Origin of the sequence: Pontibacter toksunensis, from assembly GCF_042686245.1 — a bacterium.
GTDB lineage: Bacteria > Bacteroidota > Bacteroidia > Cytophagales > Hymenobacteraceae > Pontibacter > Pontibacter toksunensis.
The window spans coordinates 48,201-73,071 of the sequence record NZ_JBHUOX010000019.1 but is presented as its reverse complement, the minus strand read 5'-3'; the positions used below and the strand labels follow the sequence as shown (position 1 = coordinate 73,071).

At 46.7% G+C, this 24,871-nt stretch carries 23 protein-coding genes; 18 read left to right on the top strand and 5 right to left on the bottom strand.

The window, feature by feature from the left end; all coding sequences use genetic code 11:
* Positions 1–12: 12 nt before the first annotated feature.
* The gene (locus ACFS7Z_RS20495; protein WP_377488755.1) at positions 13–1,650 is read right to left on the bottom strand and encodes a hypothetical protein; all 1,638 of its coding nucleotides are present in this window, start codon (positions 1,648–1,650) and stop codon (positions 13–15) included.
* Positions 1,651–2,255: 605 nt separating this feature from the next.
* On the opposite strand from ACFS7Z_RS20495, the gene ACFS7Z_RS20490 reads away from it, so the two are divergent.
* Positions 2,256–3,647 carry an undecaprenyl-phosphate glucose phosphotransferase gene (locus tag ACFS7Z_RS20490; protein WP_377488752.1) on the top strand — a complete coding sequence of 464 codons (1,392 nt, stop codon included), beginning with the start codon at positions 2,256–2,258 and terminating at the stop codon, positions 3,645–3,647.
* Between the two features lie 629 nt (positions 3,648–4,276).
* The gene (locus tag ACFS7Z_RS20485; RefSeq protein WP_377488749.1) at positions 4,277–4,486 is read left to right on the top strand and encodes a hypothetical protein; all 210 of its coding nucleotides are present in this window, start codon (positions 4,277–4,279) and stop codon (positions 4,484–4,486) included.
* A gap of 320 nt (positions 4,487–4,806) precedes the next feature.
* On the opposite strand, the gene ACFS7Z_RS20480 is transcribed toward ACFS7Z_RS20485, so the two are convergent.
* The 4 genes from ACFS7Z_RS20480 to ACFS7Z_RS20465 form a co-directional block, all read right to left on the bottom strand.
* Positions 4,807–5,049 (bottom strand): hypothetical protein, encoded by a 243-nt coding sequence (locus ACFS7Z_RS20480; protein WP_377488746.1) that lies wholly within the window; start codon positions 5,047–5,049, stop codon positions 4,807–4,809.
* 184 nt (positions 5,050–5,233) lie between these two features.
* Complete coding sequence (locus ACFS7Z_RS20475) at positions 5,234–5,647, bottom strand: VOC family protein (protein ID WP_377488742.1); 414 nt, start codon at positions 5,645–5,647, stop codon at positions 5,234–5,236.
* A gap of 1 nt (position 5,648) precedes the next feature.
* A complete protein-coding gene (locus ACFS7Z_RS20470; protein WP_377488739.1) occupies positions 5,649–6,578 on the bottom strand; it encodes a 2-hydroxyacid dehydrogenase in 930 nt (309 codons plus the stop codon).
* Between the two features lie 164 nt (positions 6,579–6,742).
* Positions 6,743–7,639, bottom strand: coding sequence for a glycerophosphodiester phosphodiesterase (locus ACFS7Z_RS20465; protein WP_377488736.1), 897 nt, complete (start codon positions 7,637–7,639; stop codon positions 6,743–6,745).
* A gap of 274 nt (positions 7,640–7,913) precedes the next feature.
* Here ACFS7Z_RS20465 and ACFS7Z_RS20460 point away from each other — a divergent pair, with 274 nt between their 5' ends.
* The 16 genes from ACFS7Z_RS20460 (at position 7,914) to nuoM (ending at position 24,706) form a co-directional block, all read left to right on the top strand.
* Positions 7,914–8,180: a hypothetical protein gene (locus ACFS7Z_RS20460; protein ID WP_377488733.1), complete on the top strand. Its 267-nt coding sequence runs from the start codon at positions 7,914–7,916 to the stop codon at positions 8,178–8,180.
* Positions 8,181–8,973: 793 nt separating this feature from the next.
* Positions 8,974–9,405: a CBS domain-containing protein gene (locus tag ACFS7Z_RS20455; protein ID WP_377488730.1), complete on the top strand. Its 432-nt coding sequence runs from the start codon at positions 8,974–8,976 to the stop codon at positions 9,403–9,405.
* 74 nt (positions 9,406–9,479) lie between these two features.
* Positions 9,480–9,911, top strand: coding sequence for an NADH-quinone oxidoreductase subunit A (locus tag ACFS7Z_RS20450; protein ID WP_377488727.1), 432 nt, complete (start codon positions 9,480–9,482; stop codon positions 9,909–9,911).
* A 251-nt stretch (positions 9,912–10,162) separates the two neighbouring features.
* The gene (locus ACFS7Z_RS20445; protein WP_377488724.1) at positions 10,163–10,801 is read left to right on the top strand and encodes an NADH-quinone oxidoreductase subunit B; all 639 of its coding nucleotides are present in this window, start codon (positions 10,163–10,165) and stop codon (positions 10,799–10,801) included.
* A gap of 52 nt (positions 10,802–10,853) precedes the next feature.
* On the top strand, positions 10,854–11,141 hold the full coding sequence (locus ACFS7Z_RS20440; RefSeq protein WP_377488721.1) for a DUF4242 domain-containing protein: 288 nt from the start codon (positions 10,854–10,856) through the stop codon (positions 11,139–11,141).
* A 146-nt stretch (positions 11,142–11,287) separates the two neighbouring features.
* Complete coding sequence (nuoC, locus tag ACFS7Z_RS20435; RefSeq protein ID WP_377488718.1) at positions 11,288–13,036, top strand: NADH-quinone oxidoreductase subunit C/D; 1,749 nt, start codon at positions 11,288–11,290, stop codon at positions 13,034–13,036.
* 140 nt (positions 13,037–13,176) lie between these two features.
* Positions 13,177–13,950, top strand: a complete 774-nt coding sequence (locus tag ACFS7Z_RS20430) for a hypothetical protein (protein WP_377488715.1) — start codon at positions 13,177–13,179, stop codon at positions 13,948–13,950.
* A gap of 100 nt (positions 13,951–14,050) precedes the next feature.
* Positions 14,051–14,515, top strand: a complete 465-nt coding sequence (nuoE, locus tag ACFS7Z_RS20425) for an NADH-quinone oxidoreductase subunit NuoE (protein WP_377488712.1) — start codon at positions 14,051–14,053, stop codon at positions 14,513–14,515.
* 15 nt (positions 14,516–14,530) lie between these two features.
* The gene (gene nuoF / locus ACFS7Z_RS20420; protein WP_377488709.1) at positions 14,531–15,826 is read left to right on the top strand and encodes an NADH-quinone oxidoreductase subunit NuoF; all 1,296 of its coding nucleotides are present in this window, start codon (positions 14,531–14,533) and stop codon (positions 15,824–15,826) included.
* Positions 15,808–18,537, top strand: coding sequence for an NADH-quinone oxidoreductase subunit NuoG (gene nuoG / locus ACFS7Z_RS20415; protein ID WP_377488706.1), 2,730 nt, complete (start codon positions 15,808–15,810; stop codon positions 18,535–18,537). The genes nuoF and nuoG overlap by 19 nt, the downstream gene beginning before the upstream one ends.
* Complete coding sequence (gene nuoH / locus ACFS7Z_RS20410) at positions 18,507–19,469, top strand: NADH-quinone oxidoreductase subunit NuoH (RefSeq protein WP_377488703.1); 963 nt, start codon at positions 18,507–18,509, stop codon at positions 19,467–19,469. Before nuoG ends, nuoH begins: the two co-directional genes overlap by 31 nt.
* Before the next feature lie 409 nt (positions 19,470–19,878).
* Positions 19,879–20,394, top strand: coding sequence for an NADH-quinone oxidoreductase subunit NuoI (gene nuoI / locus ACFS7Z_RS20405; protein ID WP_377488700.1), 516 nt, complete (start codon positions 19,879–19,881; stop codon positions 20,392–20,394).
* A gap of 4 nt (positions 20,395–20,398) precedes the next feature.
* Positions 20,399–20,935 carry an NADH-quinone oxidoreductase subunit J gene (gene nuoJ, locus ACFS7Z_RS20400; protein WP_377488697.1) on the top strand — a complete coding sequence of 179 codons (537 nt, stop codon included), beginning with the start codon at positions 20,399–20,401 and terminating at the stop codon, positions 20,933–20,935.
* Positions 20,932–21,240, top strand: a complete 309-nt coding sequence (gene nuoK / locus ACFS7Z_RS20395) for an NADH-quinone oxidoreductase subunit NuoK (protein WP_377488694.1) — start codon at positions 20,932–20,934, stop codon at positions 21,238–21,240. Before nuoJ ends, nuoK begins: the two co-directional genes overlap by 4 nt.
* Positions 21,241–21,245: 5 nt before the next feature.
* Complete coding sequence (gene nuoL, locus ACFS7Z_RS20390) at positions 21,246–23,132, top strand: NADH-quinone oxidoreductase subunit L (RefSeq protein WP_377488691.1); 1,887 nt, start codon at positions 21,246–21,248, stop codon at positions 23,130–23,132.
* Positions 23,129–24,706 (top strand): NADH-quinone oxidoreductase subunit M, encoded by a 1,578-nt coding sequence (gene nuoM / locus ACFS7Z_RS20385; protein ID WP_377488688.1) that lies wholly within the window; start codon positions 23,129–23,131, stop codon positions 24,704–24,706. The genes nuoL and nuoM overlap by 4 nt, the downstream gene beginning before the upstream one ends.
* Positions 24,707–24,871: the final 165 nt, after the last annotated feature.

The following is a 24,871-nucleotide window of genomic DNA, read 5'->3' as shown; positions in this document are numbered from 1 at the left end:
ACAAAGAATAGTTTATTCTAGTTTGCCAGCAGTAATAAAACTATAGTGCTTCTCCCGAACGTAGAGTTTATAAGGTCCATACGGTTTCTGGAAAATGGAATAAAGGTTACGCACTCTAATGTCATTCGTAGTGATGCCATCAAATGGCTCTGCGGGTTTGTTGTAAAGGTGGAAATTCCCTTTGTCTAACCAACCTTCCTCTATCAACGCCCTATTAGTTTCCTTCGTAAGTTGAGGCTGCAACATTATTACATAATCTACATGTGAAAGCACTTTTTTTAACATTTCAGGAGTCAGAGGATTACCGTAAGCTAAGTATGCCCTGTACATTTTCCAACCAAGAGATCTACCAGAATGATAGAACTCATAGGGAACATACACCTTATGATCACCAGGACCTACAAGTGATAAGGCAGCTTGGGAAACCAACTTTCTGTCCCGGTCTGCTTGAGAATCAAGTGCTAAATAAGTGCGTAACCCGAGGGAAAGCCCAATCGACCATAATAGAAGTAGCGTTAAGCTACTCATTCTAAGAATCCGAGATGTTTCACTGTCATGCTGATGTTGAAACAGGTTACTAATGCAAACAATAAAATAAGGAATCAGATATTGAACACGATTGATGTAAACTAGTGTAGAAACCATAAGAGCGAGAACTACTAGGCTAGAGAAAACATAACCAGATTGCCTACACCTGAAAACCACCATGAAAGCAAGTAGTACCACAAAGGGGCTAAATTTGAGCGCACGGACTATTCCTATACTGTTCTGTAGTATAGATGTCGGGTCCTCTGACGATCCTGAATGAGTATTTGCTTTTATACTTTGTAAGGCATTGCTAAATTGAGCGAAGAGTAATTGAGCAATAGGTAATAGAAGTAAAAGAGCTGTTATAATTGCTCCTGCTGTGAAGAGGAGCACGGGTCTGATTACCTCTTGTAATTTTCCTCCATCACTCCTGATTTTGTTTACCAGGTTAAAAAGTTCCACAGTAATGAGAGGAAATAAAAACACTGCGGAAGGCCATATAAATAAGGCTGTACATGCCAAAGATCCAGCTATAAGCAATCGAACAGTGTAGATGCGCGGATCTAACTCTCCTAATTGGTTACAGGTATCAACAAATATCCAGCAACAACTTAGGCATAACGCCATTGTCCAGCCGTCTAACCTACCAATAGTAAAGGCCTGCACTATTAATGGATCCAGTAAAAAGACCATGCCAAGCAGAAAGGCCGCTATTCGGTACGTTCCTTTTGCCAGCAGCCATCCAACTAAAGCCGTAGAGGCTACAAGTGCTCCAAAAAGTGATGACACTCTTGGCCCGTATTGTCCGCCATACTCATAAGTAAGCTCTTGCAAAACGGCACCCAAATAAGAAAACAAAATTACAGGCTGCTGTTGATCGACTAGCCAATTGATAGACCAATCTGTATCCGGGTTCAAAATAACCCTGCCAAGCTCCAGTGTTACAAACTCATCAGAATGCAGATAAGATCCTGTATCCATAGTGACGATGAAAGCAACAGAGACAACTAATAGCCCAAGCAGCCACATGCCCCAATACCACAACGATGAAACAGTAGCCTTTGACAAGGGTGCAAACATTACTCCAGGAGAGGACAAAAACATTCTGCTTACTGTCTTCATGTAACTAAGCGCTGGGTAAAAGAAGGTGTTGAAGTTAAATAGATACCTTAAAACACAATTAAATATTTCAATAAATCAAGTTTTATACTAGCTAATTTTTAAATGTCAATTTATTATTAGTATAAGTATAAAATTGTAAGGTAAATGCTTTTTCTAGTAATGTAGCTTCGGTAACCGGAGAAGAAGCTATGTCAATCTGAATAAACAATATAGACAACACAAGATCTAGTTCAATATCTGAATAAAGACTATATATTTTCCAAAAATTTATATAAATTATCTTAATATCTACTTCTTAAGATAAATATTAAAGTGCTTATGTTAAATAATTTGTACGAAAGCTCAATATTATAATATCGCTTCATAACACTTTTTCTTTCACCACTGTTTTTGATACGTTTGCTAATTTATAAAAAATAATCTAATCTTACTATTACAAAAGAAGTACATTATATGAGTTTGGCTGTCACTGATATCGAATTATTCTAAAACATCATTTTTTTATTCGAATTAGTCCAGATCAAAACCATATAGCAAACCCTAAACTGCAATGAAGGGAACTTCCTTAAGTTCTGTAGCTATTCCAGATACATATCCTAACAACTATGGCACATAAATATTCAACCTTGTTCAGGTGGGTGAATGTCGTAGTGGATTATATCCTCTTGAACGGAACCCTGTATGCCTCCTTCCTCATGGCAGATCATAATCTGGCTTGGATGGAAGTTTATGACTATAGACTGACAATTTTGCTCCTCAACTTCTGCTGGTTTTTCAGTTCAAGTGTCTTGAACATTTACAGCCATATATTAAAAAGAGACGCAGTTCCTACTATGGCTTTGAATATCACTGCTCTGTGTGTATTTATCTTTCTGGCTATTATCATAAAATTAATATTACCTAATATCTACCTGCCCCCTACCCCGTTTATCTATTACTTTGCGCTCTTTCCTGCGCTTGTACTTACCTGGAGATTCATGTTTCTATTACTCAGGAAGCACAAACGCAAATTCTGGCTGGGGTCCAATAGTATTGCCATAGTAGGGGCAGGATCTGTAGGCATAGATCTGTATAAATACATTATTTCTAACCCTGACCTTGACTATCATGTAGCAGGCCTTTTTGATGATAATCGTTCAAAGGTACCGCCCTACATGACTTACCTTGGTAGTGTAGAGGAATGCATCGAGTATGCGGCTGCTAACAGGGTAAGCGAAGTATACTGCGCGTTACCCTACAGTGAAAGTGATGCAATTGAGACGTTACTGCAGGAGGCTGATAAACACATGGTGCGCTTCAGATTAGTACCTGATGTAAAGGGCGCCATTCACCATAATTTTCTGGTGGAGATGTTTGGCTATGTACCGGTGCTGAAACCACGTCAAGAACCCCTAGAAAATAAAGCAAATGAAGTAATAAAAAGAATTTTTGATATTCTTTTTTCCTCTATGGTTATCATATTGATTTTGAGTTGGATGATACCTGTTTTAGCCCTGCTCATAAAACTTGATTCCAACGGTCCCGTCTTTTTTAAGCAATTGCGGTCCGGCAAGAACAACAAACCTTTCTACTGCCTCAAGTTCAGAAGCATGACTGTGAACAATGACTCTGATCTTGTACAGGCAAGTAAAACCGACCCTAGAGTAACCAGAATAGGAAGGCTTTTAAGAAAGACTAGTTTAGATGAATTCCCACAGTTCATAAACGTTTTTCTGGGCGATATGTCTGTCGTTGGTCCTCGGCCTCATATGTTAAAACACACACAAGATTATTCCCAGTTGATAAATAGTTACATGGTTAGGCATTTTTTAACTCCCGGAATTACAGGATGGGCACAGGTGAATGGGTTCAGAGGCGAAACAAAAGAAACCTCTTCTATGCTAAACCGGGTGCAGGCAGATCTTTGGTACCTGGAGAACTGGTCTATACTACTTGACCTAAAAATTATCTTCCTAACGATTTGGCAAGGGTTAAGGAATAACAATGATGTCTATTAAATACTGAAAAAACCAAAAACTGCTATGCATGCAATAGCCCGTCTCAGAATAAAAATTTCAAGTGACAGATTTATCCCACAGGCTCAACCGGAAAAGCAACAGAAAGCCAGTTTTGCGGTTTTTTCGAATGATAAATTAAATATATTAATGAAGACATTTTTTCTACTTCTCCAAGGGTAGAACAGGTCCAAGATTGTTCTTAAAATATCTACTCCCATAGTAGCTTATAATTCTAAAATTTAATTGAGCCTTTCCTTCTACTCCATTTATTTCTCATCAAGTACTTCAGGCAGCACTAGATTTACTTAGTGATACAATAAAAAAGCCTCTAAAATGAAATTATACCTGTTTGAGAGTTGATGGTAGAGCATACTTTCTGATCATATATATTTTTTAAAACTAGACAAATGACTACTCCCTCCTTTTCTTTTGGAGAAGCAGCTAACTAAAATAAATAATATTGCAGAAAATATAATTCAAGTAAGGGATTGAGGGTCAAAGGACATTTATAAATTGGAATATATATCTTTATTGCGCCGCAACTCGTAAATCATAAAAAATGTATAAGTAATTGCTTGAGGTTTTAATCGCAAAGCAATTAAATGAATGTAAGACTTAAACAAAAAAACATGAAAAAGCTATTTTTTGTAAGTGCCGTTGTTCTTGGATCTATTGGACTTTACTCCTGCGATGGTGGTGGAGCTACCTCTGAGGAGGGTACTGTAGTAGACAGAGATACTACAGTGTCTGAACTTGAAGTGGAAAGAACCACTATGGACATCGATACTTCCATGAACACAGAGACTGAAACAATTGAGTTAGAAAACGAAGAGCAATAAGAATAACCAAAATTTACAAACCAGGTTTACGCAAGTGAACCACAAAAATAAAGGTGGTAGGACAAACAAAGCTCAAGCAGCTTTACATGTCCTACCATTTTTTTAGTTAATAAGAAACCGAACCTGTCTCATTGGGTATTTAGGTGCTGGTTGAATATTTGTCTGAAGATTCTTCAGCGTGCACTCCTATACTTCTAAATGTGACCATACAAAAGAATAGCCTCCTGTTTGAAAACAGGAGGCTATTCTTTTGTATACTTTGGTTACTGATTGAAGCCTCAAGCAAGGGAATCAGTCAGTCAGGAACTAATTTCAGCCGACTATCTAACCCAGTTTCTGCGCTCGCTGAAATGATTGCAGCCAAATGTGGCACCGGTAATCATCTCAAACTGCTTTGGCTTCAAATCATGCGCAGGTCCTTCATGTACCAAAGGCAGTACATAAGCAGGGTCCATGGCATGCTGGCCGGTAAGTTCGTCGCATACTCCAAAGTCTTTGCTTTGAAGGTTTACTTTGTTTTGGTCTTGCTCCCAGTGGGTACAATGATTGCAGGTTGCTTCCATATATCAAAAATTTTAATTCTACATTAAGTTGTTTGGTAGTTATACTCCATACTAGCACTACCTTGTTTCAAAAACAAGTTGCTTTACAGTAATTTAGAATAATGCAAAATAAGTGAAAAGTAAATTCCTGATTAAGAGTCCCTTCTCAAAAGCATAAATTTAGGTTATGGAGGTAATTATAGTTTTAGGAAGCAAAAATCTCTTCGCTGTTTCTGAAGGCTTTGAACTCAATCGGGTTGCCGCTGAGATCCAGGATAAACATCGTCAACTGCTCTCCCTTTTGGCCTTCATACCGCGTTTGAGGCTTCACTATAAAATCTATCTCATGCTTTACAAGGCGTTCCTGTACTTCCTGAAACTGCCCATATTCCAGAATGCAGCCAAAATGAGGAATCGGCACGCTAACGCCATCCACCTTGCCGCAATAGTCCGGCTCGGGTAAGTTGGTGCTGATATGGGCTGAAAGCTGGTTTCCAAAAAAGTCAAAGTCAATCCAGGTTTCTGTGCTCCTGCCTTCCAGACAGCCCAGTATGTCTACATAAAACCTCCGTGTAGAAGCAATGTCTTTTACTTTGAAAGCATAATGAAATGCGCTCATGTCAATATCCTTTGGTTAGTGAAACAGCACCAATCAGGGGTTCGTTATTCCTGAGCCGGTCGTAGTTTTCCAGAATCTGGGAAACGGCAGTAGCCGGGTTGGTGATACTGGCAATATGAGGTGTTATGTTGATGTATGGATGCTCCCAGAAAGGATGATTTTGCGGCAGTGGCTCCTCCCTAAATACATCCAGGCTAGCACCCGACAGATGCCCCACATCAATAAAATCAATTAAATCACGCTCTACAAGATGCTCTCCCCTTGCCACATTGATGATAAAAGCTCCTTCGGGAAGTTTACGGAAAGTCTGTTTGTTCAGGATATTGATGGTCTCTTTTGTTAAGGGGAGCAGGCAGATCAGAATATTTGCTGTTCCCAGAAAGGCATCCAACTCTTCCTGTCCCACATATACATCAATGTGTTCAATTTCCTTTGTTGTCCTTGCCCAGCCACTTACTTTAAAGCCTAATATATTTAATTGTGTGGCAACATAACTACCCAAAACCCCTATACCCATTACGCCAATTGTTATGTCCGATGAGTTCAGATAAGGTTTTGGTTTCCAAAGGTGCTTGTGTTCTTGTCTTTTGTAAAAAGACAATCCACGCACATGGTTCATCACCAGCGCTACCGTAAACTCAGCCATGTCTCTGGCCAGATTCTGGTCAGTAACTCTTGTAATGATGGCTGCCTCGGGCAAATCAGGGTCTTTCAGAATATGATCTACGCCGGCACCCATAGAGGCTATACATTTAAGGTTAGGGTACTTCCTGAAAGCTCCAAGTGGGTGATTCCACGCCAACGCGAATTCAATTTCTTCTCTGTTCGTATCATCCGGATAAATTCTGAGATCCAGCGTTGGCCTTTTGGCTTTTAATGCGTTAACCCAGGGAATCAAGTCTTTTCCCCGAGTTATAATTGCAATCGACATATAAAATGGTAGTCTAAACTATTTCCAGGTTAAAATAAGATGAACGAAAATAAGTATAAGACAGATTTAAAACCGAGCTTCAGCGAAATAAAAGTCATTTTAAGACTAACGAAAAAAAGAGCATTAACGAAAAAAACTCACATTATGTAAGATGCTCCACTTATCTACCTGACAGCCTCATCAAATAAATCGGGGTAATCTGTTATGATACCGTCTACGCCCATTTTAACCAGTTCATCAATACGGGCTTTATCATTTACAGTCCAGGGTATGATTTTAAGTCCTTTTGCGTGGCATGCTGCTACTGTTTCTTTATCTACGAGCATGTGGTATGGGCTATATACGTCAGGAAGAAAACTCAGGCGTTGGAGGTTTTCCTTTAACCCTTTTGTGTTACTCACCAAGTACGCGGTGGGCATGGCTGGGTACTGCTTGTGAATTTCTTCCAGAATCCTGGGGTCAAAAGACTGTGTTATCACCCGGTTCTCTATTCCCTTCTCTCTTACCACCTGCATAACCAGTTTAACAAACTCCTGCGGCACCGGTTGAAACACCTCATCCAAATCCGGAGAAGACTTAAACTCAATATTATAGCGGGGGGCGGGTAGGCTTCTACCTGCCACATAGCTTTCTACAGAGTCAATCAGTTCAGACAGCAGAGGCTTGTAAGTTGCTACCTTTTTCTGCCCCGGAAAATCAGGGTGTGCCTTACTGCCAACATCAAACTTCCTGATATCGCTATAGTTCAGTTCATACAGGTTGTGGTTCTTTTCTTCTGATGCGGGTATGGTTTTGCCTTCAGGCGTAAGGGAAATAACTGCTGAAAAATAAGGCTCATGCGAAACCACCGGAAGTCTATCCTTGCTGATGACCACATCCAGTTCCAGGGTGGTTACGCCTAAATCAATAGCCTTTTTCATAGCCGGTATAGTATTCTCCGGCATCAGCCCCCTTGCGCCACGGTGCCCCTGCACGTCCAGTTTCTGCTTCTGCTGCTGCTGGGCATGACTAATAAAGGAGCAAAGCATAAAAGCCATAATAAAGAAATACCTGTTTAGCATTTTAGTTAAGGTTGATTGTAACAATTCGGCTATCAAAGTATTAGAGTAACAGTAACAACATTGCCTTGATATATCATACTATATCAAAATTTAGCGTATGGGCACAAATTGTTTCACTATTAAAACTGAACCTCCCCAGACATAACTTAACATCCTGTTTTACAATTTACTACATATTTATTTTCCACTACAGGAAATAATATTCAATTTAATATATCTTTTCCAGCTCTCTTTCGTAATCTCTTCAACGAAATTCATATAATTATATACGCTAATGTGTTATTATTATACTGTTAAGGAATACGCTACCATAAAAAAGCTTGACTTATCTGTTCACGATGAGGCAGCGGCAATAGCAAGCGCTACCATGCTCAGCAATAAGCGGGGTATTCCAATCAATAAGGTTTACTGTGGCAAAAGCGAAGGCAACATTAGCTGCTATGCTTCCCGTATTCTGCGGGAGGCTGTCAGACCCGCCGGCAAGAAAGTAAACGCGCCGTTTGACGCAGCCTTAGCAGGCGCTTTTGTTTCGGAGATATAAATAATATAGGTTCCTGCCACCCCTAACGTCGCTCATTTATTAGTAGCGGCACGCTCCACTATGCTCCCTACTTACTGCCAGACCGCATGACGATGCAGGCTCAGAAATAGCCCTCCTGTACCTCTGCAACATGAGAGCAGAGGTGACTCCTTTTTTCCTGCCGAACACGAAACATGTTACCTGCCCGAATACAATACTATTTTCTTTAAACACGCCCTGAATGTAGTTAAACCTCTTCCAAGTAGAAGCAAGACACCATTAATAAGTTAATTTAACAAAAGAAGGCACAATGAAGGATCAGAAACAGAATTTTTCTTTCAAATGATCACAGTCTACATTCTCCACAGCCTGGTTCCTTTCCTGTAGCCGCAACTGCTTCATCTTCTATGCATCCCACAGATAGTATGATTTTTACACCTTCCATTGCAGTTGCGGAGTCAATAAGTGTCGTTTTACTAAAACTAACTCATCTTTCATCGATGGTTAACAAAAATTTGTTCTTAGTTAAGAAAAAAGATAGACACATATGTTATTTTTTAAATATCAGATTAGATAAAGTCAACTCATAGCATCTATTCTTGTCTTCATGAATAACTATCTGTAAATCAGCAACCTAATTACAATTCCATACAACCCATTGATTCTTTATATTTTATCAAATTTTATAATTGCATGACTTTCAATTACTTCACCATAAATTATTTTTTCTTTTATGACCATTATTTTTTAAATAATCGTATATTGGTTTAAATTATTCAGATAGTCCATTTACTTAAATCAGAAGGAGGAAACTATGGGGACAGTCAGACACATTCTACAGCAAAAAGGTCATGATACGCTATCTGTAAGTCCTTCCTTTACTGTGTTCAGTGCCCTGGAACTGATGGTCGAAAAAAATGTGGGTGCCTTGTTAGTAATGGATAAGGGAAACTTTGTCGGCATATTCACAGAAAGAGACTATGCCCGTAAAGTTATACTTAAGGGTAAGGCTTCCAAAGAAACCCTTGTGAAAGAAATCATGAGCGAACATCCTCTTACTGTAACGCCCAACGATACAGTGGAAGACTGCATGAAACTCATGACAGAGAAGTTCATTCGCTATTTACCAGTCGTGGAAGAAAACAAACTTGTCGGCCTTATCTCTATAGGTGACATAGTAAAATATATAATCGAGGAGCAAAAGTATATCATAGACAACCTCGAACACTATATAGCCGGCTCATAACAAACGGCTGGTAACAGTTTTATTTATTGGTGTAAAGTGCATGTACTAATTTCCTGCAAGGAGGCGGGTAAGATGTGTATACCTCAACCGAAAACGCCACAGTATTGTGGCCTATGCTGGTCTATGGCGCTATTGTACTGAGCCTGGTAGGGGCTATCCTTGGCCTCTCCTACGTGCTTGGGCAACATCATAATGAACGAGCTACCGGTGAGCCCTATGAAGGAGGAATACTGAGTGCGGGTTCTGCCCGTATGCGCTTCTCTTCGCAGTTCTACCTCGTGGCCATGCTTTTTGTCATCTTCGACGTCGAAACAATATTCATATTATCCTGGGCCATTGCCTTCAGAGAACTAGGCTGGTACGGCTACATGGGTGTGTTGGTATTCATCGGTTTGCTGGCGATTGTGCTGGTGTATGAGTGGCGGAACGGGGCACTGGACTTCGGGCCTGATGGCAAAAAAATTCTTGCCGCCTATAAAAAGATGACGCATAAGCCTTCTTCTTAACACAGAATATACGGCAAAATATAGGATATAAGGCCATCACAAAATACGCTGTTCACCAGGGAAAGCCTTAGAATCTATTTGTAAGAAATATAAAGAGTAAGCTTTGAATACCTGTTCCGATGTTGATAGGTACATGGCTTCGGCTATGCACTCATAACTACGTCTTACAAGGTTAATAGCTTCTTTTTTCGAAGATAAAGCAGTATTTATTCGCTCTGGAAACAGTCAGAGCAACACCTAAAAAACGCAATATGAAATGGTGGCTTAGCAAACCCGAAGCACCTGCCTCTACAGTTAAGGGCACAGGTTCGTTTGAGGACAACATCCAGCAAAGCATTATGCTGACGACAGTGCAGGACCTGGTTGCCTGGGGCCGGAAGAACTCTATGTGGCCTTTCCACTTCGGGCTTTCCTGCTGCTTTGTAGAGATGGCCACCAGTATGACGCCTAAGTACGATGTAGCCCGCTTTGGAGCGGAAGTAATTCGCGGCACGCCCCGGGAGGCAGATGTCATGATTATAGCAGGTACCGTTTTCATCAAAATGGCACCCATTATCAAAAGACTTCACGAGCAGATGATGGAGCCAAAATGGGTAATTTCGATGGGTTCCTGTGCAAACTCGGGTGGCATGTACGACATCTATAGTGTGGTGCAGGGAGTGGATAAATTCCTGCCTGTGGATGTGTACGTACCCGGTTGCCCTCCCCGACCCGATGCCTTTATGGAGGGCCTGATGCTGCTCGCTGAATCGGTGGGGAAAGAAAAAAGACCGCTTAGCTGGACCATAGGCGAACAGGGCGTCATCAAACCTGACAAGGTAGACGTGAAAATTAGAAGAGAGGAAGCACGGGCTAACATGACTGAGTTCAGATCGCCGGATGAAGTATAAGAACTGTCATTCGTCTTGAAAAAGGGATTGTTAAATCATAAAATAAAATCAGATGCCAAAGTATGTTATTGAACGGGAAGTTCCAGGAGTTGGCAACATGTCAGCCGAACAGTTAAAAGGTATTTCACAGACATCCTGTGGCGTACTTACTAACCTGGGGCCACAAATACAGTGGGTACACAGCTATGTGACAGGCGATAAAATTTACTGCGTTTACAATGCTCCAAATGAAGAAATGGTACGGGAGCATGCCAGACAAGGAGGATTCCCTGCAAATTCAGTGAGTGAGGTAAAGGCAATTATAGACCCTGTGACAGCAGAAGAACCGGTGTTGAAATAAATTACTAAACCTCGCAGCGTGCGCAGCTCCTGCGAGTGTTTGCATCAGCATCTGCAAACAAAGAAGAAAGTCTATTTATCATAAATAATCAAATAGAAACAAGAGTAGCATGAGTTAGCGTATTTCGGACATTTTTACTTCCTACTATGGAAATGGAAAGCGGCATATTACAGCAATTGCATGAAAGGTTTGGAGCTTCTACTTTCAAACCACAAACAACGAAGGATGATATTCTCACCCTCTGGATGCCTCTTGATAAAATCAAAGAGGTGCTGGTTTTTCTGAAGACAGACATCCCGAAGCCGTACCGCCTGCTCTTTGACCTCACTGCCATAGATGAGCGCACCCGCAGGAAGGAAAACGGCCATACGCCCTACGCCTTCACCATGGTGTACCACCTTCTCTCCTTCGACCGCAACAGCTTTATCCGCTTAAAAGTAGGCTTAAAAGATGATTTCCCGCTGGTGCCAAGTATCAGCAGTCTTTGGGCCAACGCCAATTGGTATGAGCGGGAAGTGTATGATATGTTCGGCATCCGCTTTGAAGGGCACCCGCACCTGTACCGCATCCTGATGCCCCGCACCTGGGTGGGTCACCCTTTGCGTAAAGAACATCCTGCCCGCGCTACGGAAATGGGCCCTTTCCAACTCTACGATGACAAAATAGACTTGGAGCAGGCAGCCCTGCAGTTTAAGCCCGAAGAGTGGGGCCTGGAGCGGCAAAGCGACGACAGCGACTTTATGTTCCTCAACATCGGTCCGCAGCACCCGGGCACACATGGTGTGCTGCGCATTGTGCTGCAGTTGGATGGCGAAGATATTGTAGATGCCATCCCTGATATCGGATTCCACCACCGTGGTGCCGAGAAAATGGGCGAGCGCCAGACCTGGCACACGTACCTCCCCTACACCGACCGTGTAGACTACCTGGGCGGTGTGATGAACAACATGGCTTACCTGCAGTCGGTGGAAAAGCTGGCCGGCATTGAGGTACCGGAACGGGTAAAGTTCATCCGCATCATGATGTGCGAACTCTTCCGCATTGCCAGTCACCTGGTGTGGTACGGCACTTTTGCGCAGGACGTGGGGCAGCTTTCGCCTGTGTTTTATATGTTCTCCGACCGGGAAAAAATATTCGATATAGTAGAGGCAGTTTGTGGCGGCCGTATGCACCCTAACTGGTTCCGCATTGGCGGTGTGGCGCAGGACCTGCCCAACGGATGGGAAACGCTGGTGCAGAATTTCCTTAGCTACTTCCCCAAACGGCTGAAGGAATACGACAGCATGGTGCTCAAAAACAGCATCTTCAAGGCTCGCACCAAAGGCATTGGAATTTTTACTGTTGATGAGGCCATTGAATGGGGCGTAACTGGTCCGAATCTTCGCGCCTGCGGCTTCGACTGGGATTTCCGTAAAAAGCAGCCTTACTCCGGCTACGAGATGTTCGACTTTGAGGTGCCTACCGCCGCCAACGGCGACTGTTACGACCGTGCCCTGGTGCGTGTAGCCGAAATGCGTCAAAGCCTGCGCATCATAGAGCAGTGCATGAAGAACATGCCAGCAGGCCCTTACAAAGCCGATCATCCGCTGACGACTCCTCCTATTAAGAAGCACACGATGCATGACATCGAAACCCTCATCACACATTTTTTAGGAGTGAGTTGGGGACCAGTGATACCTCCTGGTGAAGCCATGAGCTGCATCGAAGCCACAAAGGGAGCGAACGGATACTATCTAACCAGCGACGGGAATACTTCACCCTACCGGGTGCGCATCCGGACTCCCTCTTTCCCGCACATGCAGATGCTCCCTTACATCACCAAAGGCTATACTGTTGCAGACCTGCTGTCAATACTTGGAGCCATGGATTATGTGCTGGCGGACATTGACAGGTAGAGAGTTAGAGAGTTAGAGAGTTAGAGAGTTAGAGAGTTAGAGAGTTAGAGAGTTAAGGTATACTGCTCCTGGTGTTTTCATCTCATGAAATTTCCAGGAGCGGCAAAAAAACCTTTTGGTTGTAGCGCTATCAAACCTATATGCCTATTAAAGTTGCCATACTACTGCTTCTTTTCAGCTTCCTCTCCCAAGAGGCCAGGCCACAGGAGAATATGGGTAAAGAGGTGCAGCAAGAGAGTGGCGAGTTTAATTTATCAATGACGCTGGGCATAGGACTGTTTGGGCCAAAAGAGGATATAGAGGACCAGATGAAAGCATCAGGATTTGGGGACACACGAGGACCTGGTTGGTTTTCTGATGAGGCCACACAGTATCCCAAGGCATACAATATACTGATAGCAAATATCGGGGCAACCTATTACTTTAAGAGAACAAGAGGGGTATCACTTGTGGTAGGACTAACCGACAATGTTCAGGTAGATGGATATGATGAAATAGGTATTGGAAACAGGCTACACCTGAAGAGCGAAATTTGGGTAGCCTCTTTAAATTATGTTTTCCGTTCCAGTGACAAAAAGCATCAGCTAAATATTGGCCCCGCACTTTTTTTACATCGGGTCAGGGATAATGCGGAACGCCCAACATCACAAAAGAATAACAATGTCAAACCTGGATTGTATGCAGGTTATACCCTTCATGTTATACACAAAGAAGATTGGTATCTGGCTCTCAACCTAAATGGCAGGTGGGCTACAGAATCCGCAATTGGTCCTTTCATCATTGTGCATGAGACGGGTATTTTGTTGCCAGAGCCTGAAGTGCAGCGATCAGAGTTCCAGCCTACTAAGGTTCAGCTTACAGGCTTAAGTTTAGGGCTTGCACTCGGTTTTAGAATGGGGAATGGTAGAAGCTAAAAAGTGATGAATGAAACGAATGATAGTAAAACAAGAGCTGCAAACTAAATCCAAGAAATGAATAGTCTTATGTCTAACGTCTTGATACTTGAGTCTTGATATGCTTACTACAGAGGAAATACAGAAAATCGAACATGAAATAAGCCTGGTGCCGACACGGAAAAACGCTTGCATCGAAGCGCTCAAAATCGTGCAGCACAACCGGGGCTGGATTTCGGATGAGAGCCTGAAGGATGTGGCGGAAGTAGTGGACATGTCGCCGGCAGAGCTCGACAGTGTGGCGACTTTCTATAACCTCATTTTCAGAAGGCCTGTCGGCAGGCACGTGATTTTGCTCTGCGACAGCATCAGCTGCTATGTCATGGGTTACGAAGGCATCCGTGACCACCTCTATCAAACTCTTAACATTAAATATGGCCAGACAACAGAAGACGGCCGCTTTACTTTGCTACCAAACTGCTGCCTTGGCACCTGCGACTGTGCCCCTGCCCTTATGATTGACAACGATTTGTACCGGAATTTAACGGTTGACCAACTGGACGAGATCTTAAAAAACTATACCTAAACCGAATGTGGGCCTATGGAGTTGCCCCTTACCCAACACATTGTACCTGGCCGAAAACCGCTCAACTTAAAAGACTATGAGAAGGTAGGCGGATACCAGTCTGTCCGGAAGATACTGAAGGCGATGACACCCGTGGAAGTACAGACGCAGGTGAAAGACTCGAACCTGAAGGGACGCGGTGGCGCCGGATTCAACACGGGCCTGAAGTGGAGCTTTGTGCCTATGGGACCGGAGGCGGCCACACCCAAATTCCTGGTGGCAAACGCCGACGAAATGGAGCCCGGTACTTTCAAAGACCGCCTCCTGCTGGAGGGCAATCCGCATCAGCTCATCGAAGGTATGATTGTGGCAGCTTATGCCATACAAGCAACCATCTCCTACGTCTTTCTCCGTTGGGCCTATAAACTGGCCGCACAGGAAATCACCCAAGCCATACACGAGGCATACGAGGCTGGTTATCTAGGAGAAAACATCCTCGGCTCCGGCTTTAACCTCGAGATGCACCTGCACACCGGCGTGGGGCGCTATATGTGCGGCGAGGAAACGGCCTTGCTCAACGCGCTGGAGGGCAAGCGAGCTAACCCCAGGGCAAAACCTCCCTTCCCACAAGTCAGCGGACTATACGGTAAGCCTACCATCGTCAATAATGTGGAAACTCTTTGCTGCCTGCCCCATATCATCAATAACGGAGTCGAGTGGTTCAAAAGTCTCAGCAAGAGTTCAGATACAGGCACAAAACTATACGGTGTGAGCGGTCGCGTAAAAACCCCTGGCTGCTGGGAACTCCCCATTGGCACCACCATTCGCGAAATACTGGAAGATTACGCCGGGGGTATGCAGGATGGTTACCTCTTTAAAGGTCTTTTACCGGGAGGAGCTTCCACTGACTTCCTGGTGGAAGAGCATCTCGACCTGCCCATGGACTACGGTTCTATTCAGGCCGCCGGCAGCCGCATGGGAACCGGCACTATGATTATCCTCGATGACCAGACCTGCCCGGTGGGCTTTGTGCACAACCTACAGCACTTCTTCGCACAGGAGTCCTGCGGCTTCTGCACCCCCTGCCGTGAAGGGCTGCCCTGGGTAGAGAAGATATTACTGGCCATCGACAGAGGCGAAGGCAAACCAGAACACTTGCTTACGCTTGATTTTCATACCAAATACCTTGGCCCCGGCAACACCTTCTGTGCACTGGCACCCGGCGCCATGGAACCCCTGCAGAGCGCTCTGAAATATTTCAGAGAGGATTTTGAGCGACACATTCACGAACACCACTGTCCCTGGAGCAAAGTATGGCAACCATCTATATAGATAACAAACCCTATGACGTAGCAGCAGGCAAAAACCTGCTGGAGGCCTGCCTCACCTTAGGTCTCGATGTACCTTACTTTTGCTACCATCCCGCTATGGGGTCGATAGGTGCCTGCCGACAGTGCGCCGTGAAAGTGTACCGCGACGAAAACGACACCAAAGGCAAGCTCTTCATGTCGTGCATGGAGCAGGTGCGTGATGGCATGCGGGTGTCTGTTGCCGATATGGAAGCGAAAGAGTTTCGTGCCCACGTTATTGGCTGGCTCATGACAAACCACCCCCACGACTGTGCTGTGTGCGACGAAGGCGGTGCCTGCCACCTACAGGACATGACCGTAATGACAGGCCATAACTACCGGCAGTATTCCTTCGAGAAACGCACCTACCGCAACCAGTACCTCGGTCCTTTTCTGAACCACGAAATGAACCGCTGCATACAGTGCTACCGCTGCGTACGCTACTACAAAGACTATGCAGGCGGAAAGGACCTTGATGTTTTTGCGGCGCACAATCACCTGTACTTTGGCCGCCACGAAGATGGCGTGCTGGAAAGCGAATTCAGTGGCAACCTGGCAGAAGTATGCCCAACAGGTGTATTCACAGATAAAACCCTCAAGCAGCATTATACCCGTAAATGGGACCTTACTTCTGCCCCATCCATTTGCCACCATTGCAGCCTCGGCTGTAACATTACGGCAGGAGAGCGTTATGGCACGCTGCGAAACATTACTAACCGCTATAACGGAGAAGTGAACGGCTACTTCCTCTGCGACCGTGGGCGCTTCGGCTATGAACACGTAAACAGCATCAGCCGCATTCGTAAGCCACTCGTGCGCAGCAAGCTGCCGGAAGCTAGTGACAAATACACAGCACTGCAAGCAGCTGCCTCTGCTTTGAAAGCAGGCCGGGCGATAGGTATTGGCTCTCCTCGGGCCTCTCTGGAGTCTAACTATGTCCTCAGAACACTGGTTGGCGAGGACAACTTCCATCATGGTGTATCTGACATGGACCACGACCTCGTGGACCTATCGCTCCGCATCTTACAGGAAGGAGCAGCACGCACACCATCTCTGAAGGAGGTAGAAAAAGCAGACGCGGTGTTCATACTCGGGGAAGACCTGACAAATACTGCCCCAATGCTGGCCCTGGCCGTGCGACAGGCTGTAAGGCAGGAGCCCCTCCTGGAGCAGGTATCTAAAGCTAACATTCCGGTATGGCAGGATGCTGCCGTGCGCGAATTGGTGCAGGCAGATAAGGGTCCGCTCTTTATTGCTGCTTCTAACGAGACAAAGCTGGACGAACTGGCAACCCAAACGTATTTTGCTTCTCCGGAGGCAATTGCCCGTCTGGGTTATGCCGTGGCTAACCACATATGCCTAGATTGTCCGTCAGTAGAAGGTTTGAAAGAAGCAGAACAGCAACTGGCCGGGCAGATAGCAGAGGCGCTGATGGCGGCAAAAAACCCTTTGATAATTTCAGGGACACACTGCGGAAACGAACGTGTACTAAGAGCTGCTTCCAACATTGCAAATGCGTTATGTGCGAGAGAAAAAGCAGCCGGCATTGTGCTTACCGTTCCAGAATGCAATAGCATGGGCCTGGCCATGTTAGGAGGCCATAGACTGGAGTCTGCGTTGGATGCTGTACTGAATGGTTATGCTGACACGGCTATTATCCTGGAAAATAACCTGTACCGACGTGCGGGTGAAACTACAGTGAATGACTTCTTCAAGGCGTGCAAGCAGGTAATTGTGCTGGACCACCTACATAATGCCACGACCGAAACGGCAGGTATCCTTTTACCCGCGGGACCATTTTCAGAATCGGATGGTACGCTTATCAATAATGAAGGGCGTGCACAGCGCTTCTACCAGGTTCATCCTTCAGCAGAGGATGTTCAGGAAAGCTGGCGTTGGCTTTCCGAGTTAGGCACCATCATGGCTAATGAGGAAATCAGCAACTGGCATGGCTACGACGATATAGTACGTGCAATTGTGATAGAGCTGCCCGCATTCCGTGGTATAGAGGCCGTAGCCCCAACTTCAGAATTCCGTATTGCAGGCCAGAAAATCGCCCGTGCTTCGCATCGCATCAGCGGCCGTACTTCCATGCTAGCTGATAGCAATGTGAGCGAGCCGAAGCCAGCCGAAGACCCTGACTCTCCGCTCTCCTATACTATGGAGGGATACCGGGGCCAACCACCTTCGTCCCTGATTCCATTCTTCTGGTCGCCGGGCTGGAATTCGAACCAGGCTACCAACAAATACCAGCAGGAAGTAGGCGGTCACCTGAAAGGAGGCGATCCGGGAGTGCGGCTGATAAAACCAGCCAACACGGGGGTATTCTCGATGGCTGTTCCACAGGACTTTTTACCACTGGAGGACCACCTGTTTATACTACCCCTGTATCATACGTTTGGCTCTGAAGAACTCAGCATGTACTCCCCTCCTATTATGGAGCGGGCGCCTGAGCCTTATGTCGCGCTGAATGCCGCTGATGCCATCCGCCTGAAGCTGGAAGACGGACAGCCGCTACACTTCACGATAGCAGGACAGACCTACAACTTGCCCGTGAAAACAAGTACGCACATACCGAGTGGTACCGCTGGATTACCCGTAGGCTTACCTTCAGTACCCTTTGCAGAATTACCTGCATGGGCCATCTTAAACCGTAATTTAAAATGGAAGAAGCAACCCCAAACTACTTTCTGATTATAGGCGGCGTGTTGTTCGTGATGCTCAATGTAGCAGCCGGACTCATTTGGGTGGAGCGCCGTATGCTGGCCCTCTGGCAGGACCGTTACGGCCCGAACCGTGCAGGTCCGCTCGGGCTCTTTATCGTGCTGGCCGACTCGCTTAAGCTGTTCTTTAAAGAAGACTGGATTCCTCCATTTGCAGACAAGCCCGTGTATGTGATTGCCCCTGCTGTGGTGGTGGTAACAGTACTGCTCAGCTTTGTCGTGGTGCCCTTTGCACCCGGCATTGTGGTGGCTGACCTCAATATCGGGCTACTGTTTTTCCTGGCCATGTCTTCCATGGGTGCCTATAGTATTATTCTGGGCGGCTGGGCCTCCAACAATAAATACGCACTTCTGGGAGCCATGCGTGGTGCAGCTCAGATGATCTCTTATGAGGTTTTCATGGGACTGGCCCTAATGGGTGTCGTGCTGCTGAGTGGCTCCTTTCGGCTATCTGATATCGTCCTGGCACAGGCGGGCATGTGGTATATCATCCCACAGTTTCTAGGCTTCATCATCTTTTTTATAGCAGGCATAGCCGAAACGCACCGCCTGCCATTCGATATACCGGAGGCAGAAAGTGAAATTGTAGCAGGCTTCCACTCTGAGTATTCAGGCATGAAGTTCGGCATGTTCTTCATCGGGGAGTATATGGGCATCACGCTCATCTCCTGCATGCTCGTCACTTTATACTTTGGCGGTTGGCTGGGCCCGGACTTTTTGCCGCCCATCGTGTGGTTCATCCTGAAAACAGCTTTCTTCCTCATGATCTTCGTGCTGCTGCGTGCCTCGCTGCCCCGCCCCCGCTATGACCAGTTGATGGAATTCGGATGGAAGATTTTACTGCCGCTGACGCTGGTCAATTTACTGGTGACAGCTGCTGTGGTGCTGTGGCAGGAAGGGTAAGACATTACTGCTCCTGATTATTAGGAGTATCAACTGTGGAAATTAAGAAACGCAAACAGTATCATCGAGAGCTATAGATGGAAGCGAGAAAAACCCAACCACCCCTACCCCTCCTTGTCCAAGGAGGGGAGTTGGAACTGCAATTTGAAGATTTCATCAATATAGTTGACGAGTAACAAGACCAAGAGCTAAACCCTTAAGAGCGCGAGCTATAAAAAAGGACAGGCGAAGCCGGAAAAGCAGCCCCCCCGCCTTGGACAAGGAGGGGTCAGGGGTGGTTTGAACCGGAACTGATAAAAGCTTCATTTTGAACGGAGAGGAAGATAATATTCACTCAGATTTCTCCCGATGGTCTAAATGACAATATGTAATTGAGAAAGTAGATAATATATAAAGGAAAGGAGCAGACATGTTTAGTATTTTGCGCAGTATGTGGCTTACATTTCTGCATGCGTTTCACAAGCGTGACACCGTACTGTACCCGGAGGAAAAGCCCTATCTCCCACCAAGGTGGAAAGGCCGGATTGTCTTAACACGTGATCCGGACGGAGGAGAACGTTGTGTGGCCTGTAACCTCTGCGCCGCCGCCTGCCCGGTAGATTGCATCTCCCTGCAGGCCACCGAAGACCAGACCGGCCGACGCTACCCAGACTTTTTCCGCATCAATTTCTCCCGCTGCATTTTCTGCGGCTTCTGCGAGGAGGCCTGCCCTACCTATGCCATCCAGCTGATACCAGACTTTGAAATGGGTGAATATAACCGCCAGAACCTGGTGTATGAGAAAAAGGATTTGCTCATCAACAGCGAAGGCAAGTATCCCGGCTACAACTATTACAAGGTGGCAGGTATGGCCATCGGAGGAAAAGACAAAGGCGAGGCGGAGAACGAAACGCCTCCTGTAGATATCAAAAGTTTAATGCCCTGACGCCATGGAACTGACTTTTTACATAGCCGCAGCTGTCGCCGTACTGGCTACCCTGATGGTAATTACACGCTATAACATGATCCACGCGCTGCTCTACCTCGTGGTTTCCTTCCTGGCAATTGCCATTGTGTTTTTCACGCTGGGAGCGCCTTTTATGGCAGCCCTGGAGGTCATTGTATATGCAGGCGCCATTGTGGTGCTTATCATCTTCGTCATCATGATGCTCAACCTCACTTACGAAGATGTGCAGAAGGAAAAGGAATGGCTGAAGCCCTCTGTTTGGGTAGGACCTGCTATTCTATCGCTGGTGCTGCTGGCCGAGCTTACTTACATTATGGTGGCCGCTGATGCACCACCTGCCGCGGCTGTAGTTGCCGTGGATGCCCGGCTTGTAGGAATGGCATTGTTTGGACCCTATGTACTGGCGGTGCAGCTATGCGGGATTCTGCTGATGGCCGGAATCGTAGGCGCTTATCATTTGGGCAGACAGAAGAAAAAAGTGGTTCACAGATTTTTACAGGAAAGGAGCGCCGCCGCATGAACGCTGTATCTATGGAAGCCGGCCTGTTGCTGGCAGGTATACTTTTCTTACTGGGGATGATCAGCGTCATGATACGGCGCAACATCATCTTTATGCTCATCTCGGTTGAGATTATGCTCAATGCTGCCGGACTGGCATTTATCGTGGCAGGCTCCCGCTGGGTGCAGCCCGACGGGCAGATAATGTTCATCTTCATCCTTACCATGGCCGCAGCCGAGGTATCCGTGGGCCTGGCCCTGATCCTGCAGATTTACCACCAGCTAAAGACCCTGAACAGCGACGCAGCAAACTTTATGAGAGGATAAACGCTATGGAAGATTTACTTTGGTTAATACCCGCTTTACCCTTTGCCGGTGCCCTGCTGCTGGTGCTGTTCGGCAATAGAATTTCACGTGGTCTGGTAACAGCTATCGGGGCAGGCAGTGTCGGTGTATCAGCAGCTATCACGCTGCTGCTGGGCTTCCAGTTTCTCTCTACCCAACGGGCCTTTTACCACCAGGAGGTATGGAACTGGTTTAGTGTAGCAGGGTTTAATCCTTCCATCGCCTTCCACCTCGATGCGCTCTCCATGGTATTCATCTTCGTGATCACCTTTGTTGGTTTCCTCATCCACATCTACTCTACCGAGTACATGGCGGAGGATGCTGACTACTCCCGCTTTTTTGCCTGCATGAATCTTTTTGTGGGCTCTATGCTGGTGCTCGTGATGGCGGACAACCTGCTGCTCTTATACCTGGGCTGGGAAGGGGTAGGTTTGTGTAGTTACCTGCTCATCGGCTTCTGGTATAAAGAACCCGCTAACGGCTACGCTGCCCGAAAAGCTTTCATCATCACGCGGGTCGGCGATACGGCCATGGCCATTGGGTTGTTCATGCTCTTCCAAGCTTTCGGCACCTTGCACATCCAGACCATTTCCACGGGGGCTGTTCAACTATGGGATACAGGTGCACAGATGGCGGTAATAATCGCTTTTCTGCTGTTAGGTGGGGCTGTGGGTAAATCAGGCCAGTTGCCGCTGCAAACGTGGCTGCCAGATGCCATGGCGGGTCCAACTCCTGTGAGCGCCCTGATACACGCCGCGACCATGGTAACGGCCGGTGTCTACCTGATTGCGCGCATGCACGTCATCTTTGAACTGGCGCCTGTCGCCATGATAGCAGTGGCTGCTATTGGTGCAGTTACGCTGCTGATTGCTGGTTTTGCCGCCCTTACGCAGTATGACCTGAAACGGGTGCTCGCCTACTCCACCATCAGCCAGATTGGGTATATGTTTTTGGCGCTGGGTGTAGGTGCCTGGTCGGCGGGGGTTTTTCACTTTATGATTCACGCTTTCTTCAAAGCATTGCTCTTCCTGTGTGCAGGGGCTATTATACTTGCGCTGCACCACGAGCAAGACATGCGCAAAATGGGTGGCCTGCGCGAAAGAATGCCTGTCGTGTTCTGGACCTTCCTGATTGGAGCTGCTTCGCTGGCCGCTTTCCCTTTGGTTTCGGCAGGCTTTTATTCCAAGGACCAGATTCTGTGGCTGCAACTGGCGGGTGAGAACGGCAGCATCTGGCTTTATGCGGCAGGTTTGCTGGGAGCCTTCATCACGTCTATTTATACCTTCCGGATGGTCTTCATCACCTTCTATGGCGAAGCCAAAACGCATGTGGGGCACCAGCCTACTATGGCAATAAAGGTACCGCTGATCATACTGGCAGTACTCTCGTTGGTTGGGGGCTTTATTGAGCTGCCGCACAACTTCGGGCACGTGGTGCTGTTCTCCGATTTTCTTTCGCCCATACTTCCTGCGGTAAGCGTAGTGCCTGGCTTTGACCAGTATGAATGGATGCTGCAGTTGCTGGCGGCTGTTGTATCCCTGAGCGGCATCTACATTGCCTACCTCCTCTACCTGAGCAAACCGGAACTCCTCGCTTCTATCCACCGCTCCAACACCGCGATGGCTGTACATCGCTTCTGGCACTCCGGCTGGGGCTTTGATAAACTGTATGACACGTTGCTGGTGCGGCCTTATGTATTTCTGGCCAACGTGAACAAACGTGATGTGATAGATGGCTTCTACACCGGTCTTGCCCGCGTAGCCGAAGGATTCCATATGATGCTATCGGATTCACAGAGCGGGGTGCTGCGCAACTATGTAGCCGGGATTGTAGTCGGCGCTATTATGATTCTTACCATAAGCATATTCCTATGATCTTAGTCTGGCTTATCGTGATATTAATGGCTGGTGGACTGCTGGCATGGATTGCACAACGGTGGCACCGTGCCTCTCCCCGCTGGATAGCACTGGGCTCTGTATTGGTTTCTTTCGGCATCACCCTCTACCTGTGGCTGGCTACGCCTGCCGCCACCTTAGGTGCTTCGCCGTGGCTCCTGCAGTATGAGCTGCCCTGGATTCCGCAATGGGGAGTTTCCTTCAGCCTGGCGCTCGACGGGCTGAGCCTGCTCATGCTTCTGCTCACCTTTTTCCTTGGCCTGGTCGCCATCCTGATTTCGTGGAGAGAGATTAAAAACAAGGTCGGCTTCTTTCATTTTAACCTGCTGTGGGTGCTGGCGGGCATCACCGGCGTTTTCCTCACCATGGACCTGTTCCTGTTCTACTTCTTCTGGGAGGTAATGTTGATACCGATGTATTTCCTGATTGGTATCTGGGGACACGAGAACCGCAACTATGCAGCGTACAAATTCTTCATCTTCACCCAGGCCAGTGGGCTGCTCATGCTGCTGGCTATACTAGGTATATACTTCATACATGGCAGCCAGACCGGCACCTATACCTTTAACTACTTTGCACTGCTGAACACAACGCTTGCCCCTGAGGCAGCACTCCTGCTGATGTTTGGCTTCCTAGCTGCCTTCCTCGTGAAGCTGCCCGTGGTGCCGTTCCACTCCTGGCTCCCTGATGCGCACTCCGAAGCCCCCACTGCAGGCAGTGTGATTCTGGCCGGTCTGCTATTGAAAACAGGCGCTTACGGCTTGCTGCGCTTTGTGCTGCCCTTATTTCCTACAGCCGCGGTGGAATTCGCTCCCTGGGCCATGCTGCTGGGTGTTATCGGCATCATTTACGGTGCCATACTGGCCTTCTCGCAAACAGACCTGAAGCGGCTGGTGGCCTATACCAGCGTCAGCCATATGGGTTTTGTTATCCTTGGCGTTTTTGCCTTCAATGAATTGGCGCTACAGGGGGTGGTCATGCAGATGATTACCCACGGCCTCAGCACCGGAGCACTTTTTATTCTGGCAGGCTTCCTGTACGAGCGTCTGCACACCCGCGACATACGGTTGATGGGTGGCTTCTGGTCTAAAGCACCGAAGATGGGGGTAGTAGCACTGGTTTTTGTAATGGCCTCCTTAGGCCTACCAGGGCTGGGCAACTTTATCGCGGAGTTTCTAACATTGGTTGGGTCGTGGCAGGCAAACAACCTGCTCACTATTTTTGCGACCATTGGTTTAGTAATGGCCACTGCTTACTCGCTCCGGATCATGCAGAAAGTGTTTTATGAACCGGCCACGGTGGAGCAGCATGAACTGCCTGACCTTACTTCCCGTGAGATGCTGATTGCGGCCCCTATGATTGCAGGTATCCTCTGGCTCGGCCTATACCCCCAGCCTGTGCTTGACCTGGCGCAGCCATCTGTGCAGGAGCAACTGCAGGCCTACACGGAGCCCATGACAGACCCTAAAGTCGCGGTAGCAGATGTGCCATTAATTATAGAGATAGCAGACAGTTTAAATTCGAAAGTTGCTGTAAAGGCTTTTGAAAAATAATGCAGTAAAGTTCCCCTTTGAAGGGAGTAAGGGGGATGACAAGCAGGCTGAGGCTTGACGGCTTCTGCTATAATTTAGATGAAGTAATAGATTTTACAAAACTTTGCTTTCTGCAGGTGTAATCATCCCCCTACCCCCTTCAAAGGGGGACGTTCAAAAGTGTAA

Bases quoted from the DNA above. Each gene is read 5' to 3' on its own strand.
- ACFS7Z_RS20495 (WP_377488755.1), bottom strand. From the start codon at position 1,650: ATGAAGACAGTAAGCAGAATGTTTTTGTCCTCTCCTGGAGTAATGTTT.
- ACFS7Z_RS20445 (WP_377488724.1), top strand. From the start codon at position 10,163: ATGAAATGGTGGCTTAGCAAACCCGAAGCACCTGCCTCTACAGTTAAG.
- ACFS7Z_RS20465 (WP_377488736.1), bottom strand. From the start codon at position 7,639: ATGCTAAACAGGTATTTCTTTATTATGGCTTTTATGCTTTGCTCCTTT.
- ACFS7Z_RS20440 (WP_377488721.1), top strand. From the start codon at position 10,854: ATGCCAAAGTATGTTATTGAACGGGAAGTTCCAGGAGTTGGCAACATG.
- nuoC (WP_377488718.1), top strand. From the start codon at position 11,288: ATGGAAATGGAAAGCGGCATATTACAGCAATTGCATGAAAGGTTTGGA.
- ACFS7Z_RS20485 (WP_377488749.1), top strand. From the start codon at position 4,277: ATGAAAAAGCTATTTTTTGTAAGTGCCGTTGTTCTTGGATCTATTGGA.
- nuoF (WP_377488709.1), top strand. From the start codon at position 14,531: ATGGAGTTGCCCCTTACCCAACACATTGTACCTGGCCGAAAACCGCTC.
- ACFS7Z_RS20460 (WP_377488733.1), top strand. From the start codon at position 7,914: ATGTGTTATTATTATACTGTTAAGGAATACGCTACCATAAAAAAGCTT.
- ACFS7Z_RS20480 (WP_377488746.1), bottom strand. From the start codon at position 5,049: ATGGAAGCAACCTGCAATCATTGTACCCACTGGGAGCAAGACCAAAAC.
- nuoH (WP_377488703.1), top strand. From the start codon at position 18,507: ATGGAAGAAGCAACCCCAAACTACTTTCTGATTATAGGCGGCGTGTTG.
- nuoI (WP_377488700.1), top strand. From the start codon at position 19,879: ATGTTTAGTATTTTGCGCAGTATGTGGCTTACATTTCTGCATGCGTTT.
- nuoE (WP_377488712.1), top strand. From the start codon at position 14,051: ATGCTTACTACAGAGGAAATACAGAAAATCGAACATGAAATAAGCCTG.
- nuoL (WP_377488691.1), top strand. From the start codon at position 21,246: ATGGAAGATTTACTTTGGTTAATACCCGCTTTACCCTTTGCCGGTGCC.
- nuoK (WP_377488694.1), top strand. From the start codon at position 20,932: ATGAACGCTGTATCTATGGAAGCCGGCCTGTTGCTGGCAGGTATACTT.
- ACFS7Z_RS20490 (WP_377488752.1), top strand. From the start codon at position 2,256: ATGGCACATAAATATTCAACCTTGTTCAGGTGGGTGAATGTCGTAGTG.
- nuoM (WP_377488688.1), top strand. From the start codon at position 23,129: ATGATCTTAGTCTGGCTTATCGTGATATTAATGGCTGGTGGACTGCTG.
- ACFS7Z_RS20455 (WP_377488730.1), top strand. From the start codon at position 8,974: ATGGGGACAGTCAGACACATTCTACAGCAAAAAGGTCATGATACGCTA.
- nuoJ (WP_377488697.1), top strand. From the start codon at position 20,399: ATGGAACTGACTTTTTACATAGCCGCAGCTGTCGCCGTACTGGCTACC.
- ACFS7Z_RS20470 (WP_377488739.1), bottom strand. From the start codon at position 6,578: ATGTCGATTGCAATTATAACTCGGGGAAAAGACTTGATTCCCTGGGTT.
- nuoG (WP_377488706.1), top strand. From the start codon at position 15,808: ATGGCAACCATCTATATAGATAACAAACCCTATGACGTAGCAGCAGGC.
- ACFS7Z_RS20430 (WP_377488715.1), top strand. From the start codon at position 13,177: ATGCCTATTAAAGTTGCCATACTACTGCTTCTTTTCAGCTTCCTCTCC.
- ACFS7Z_RS20475 (WP_377488742.1), bottom strand. From the start codon at position 5,647: ATGAGCGCATTTCATTATGCTTTCAAAGTAAAAGACATTGCTTCTACA.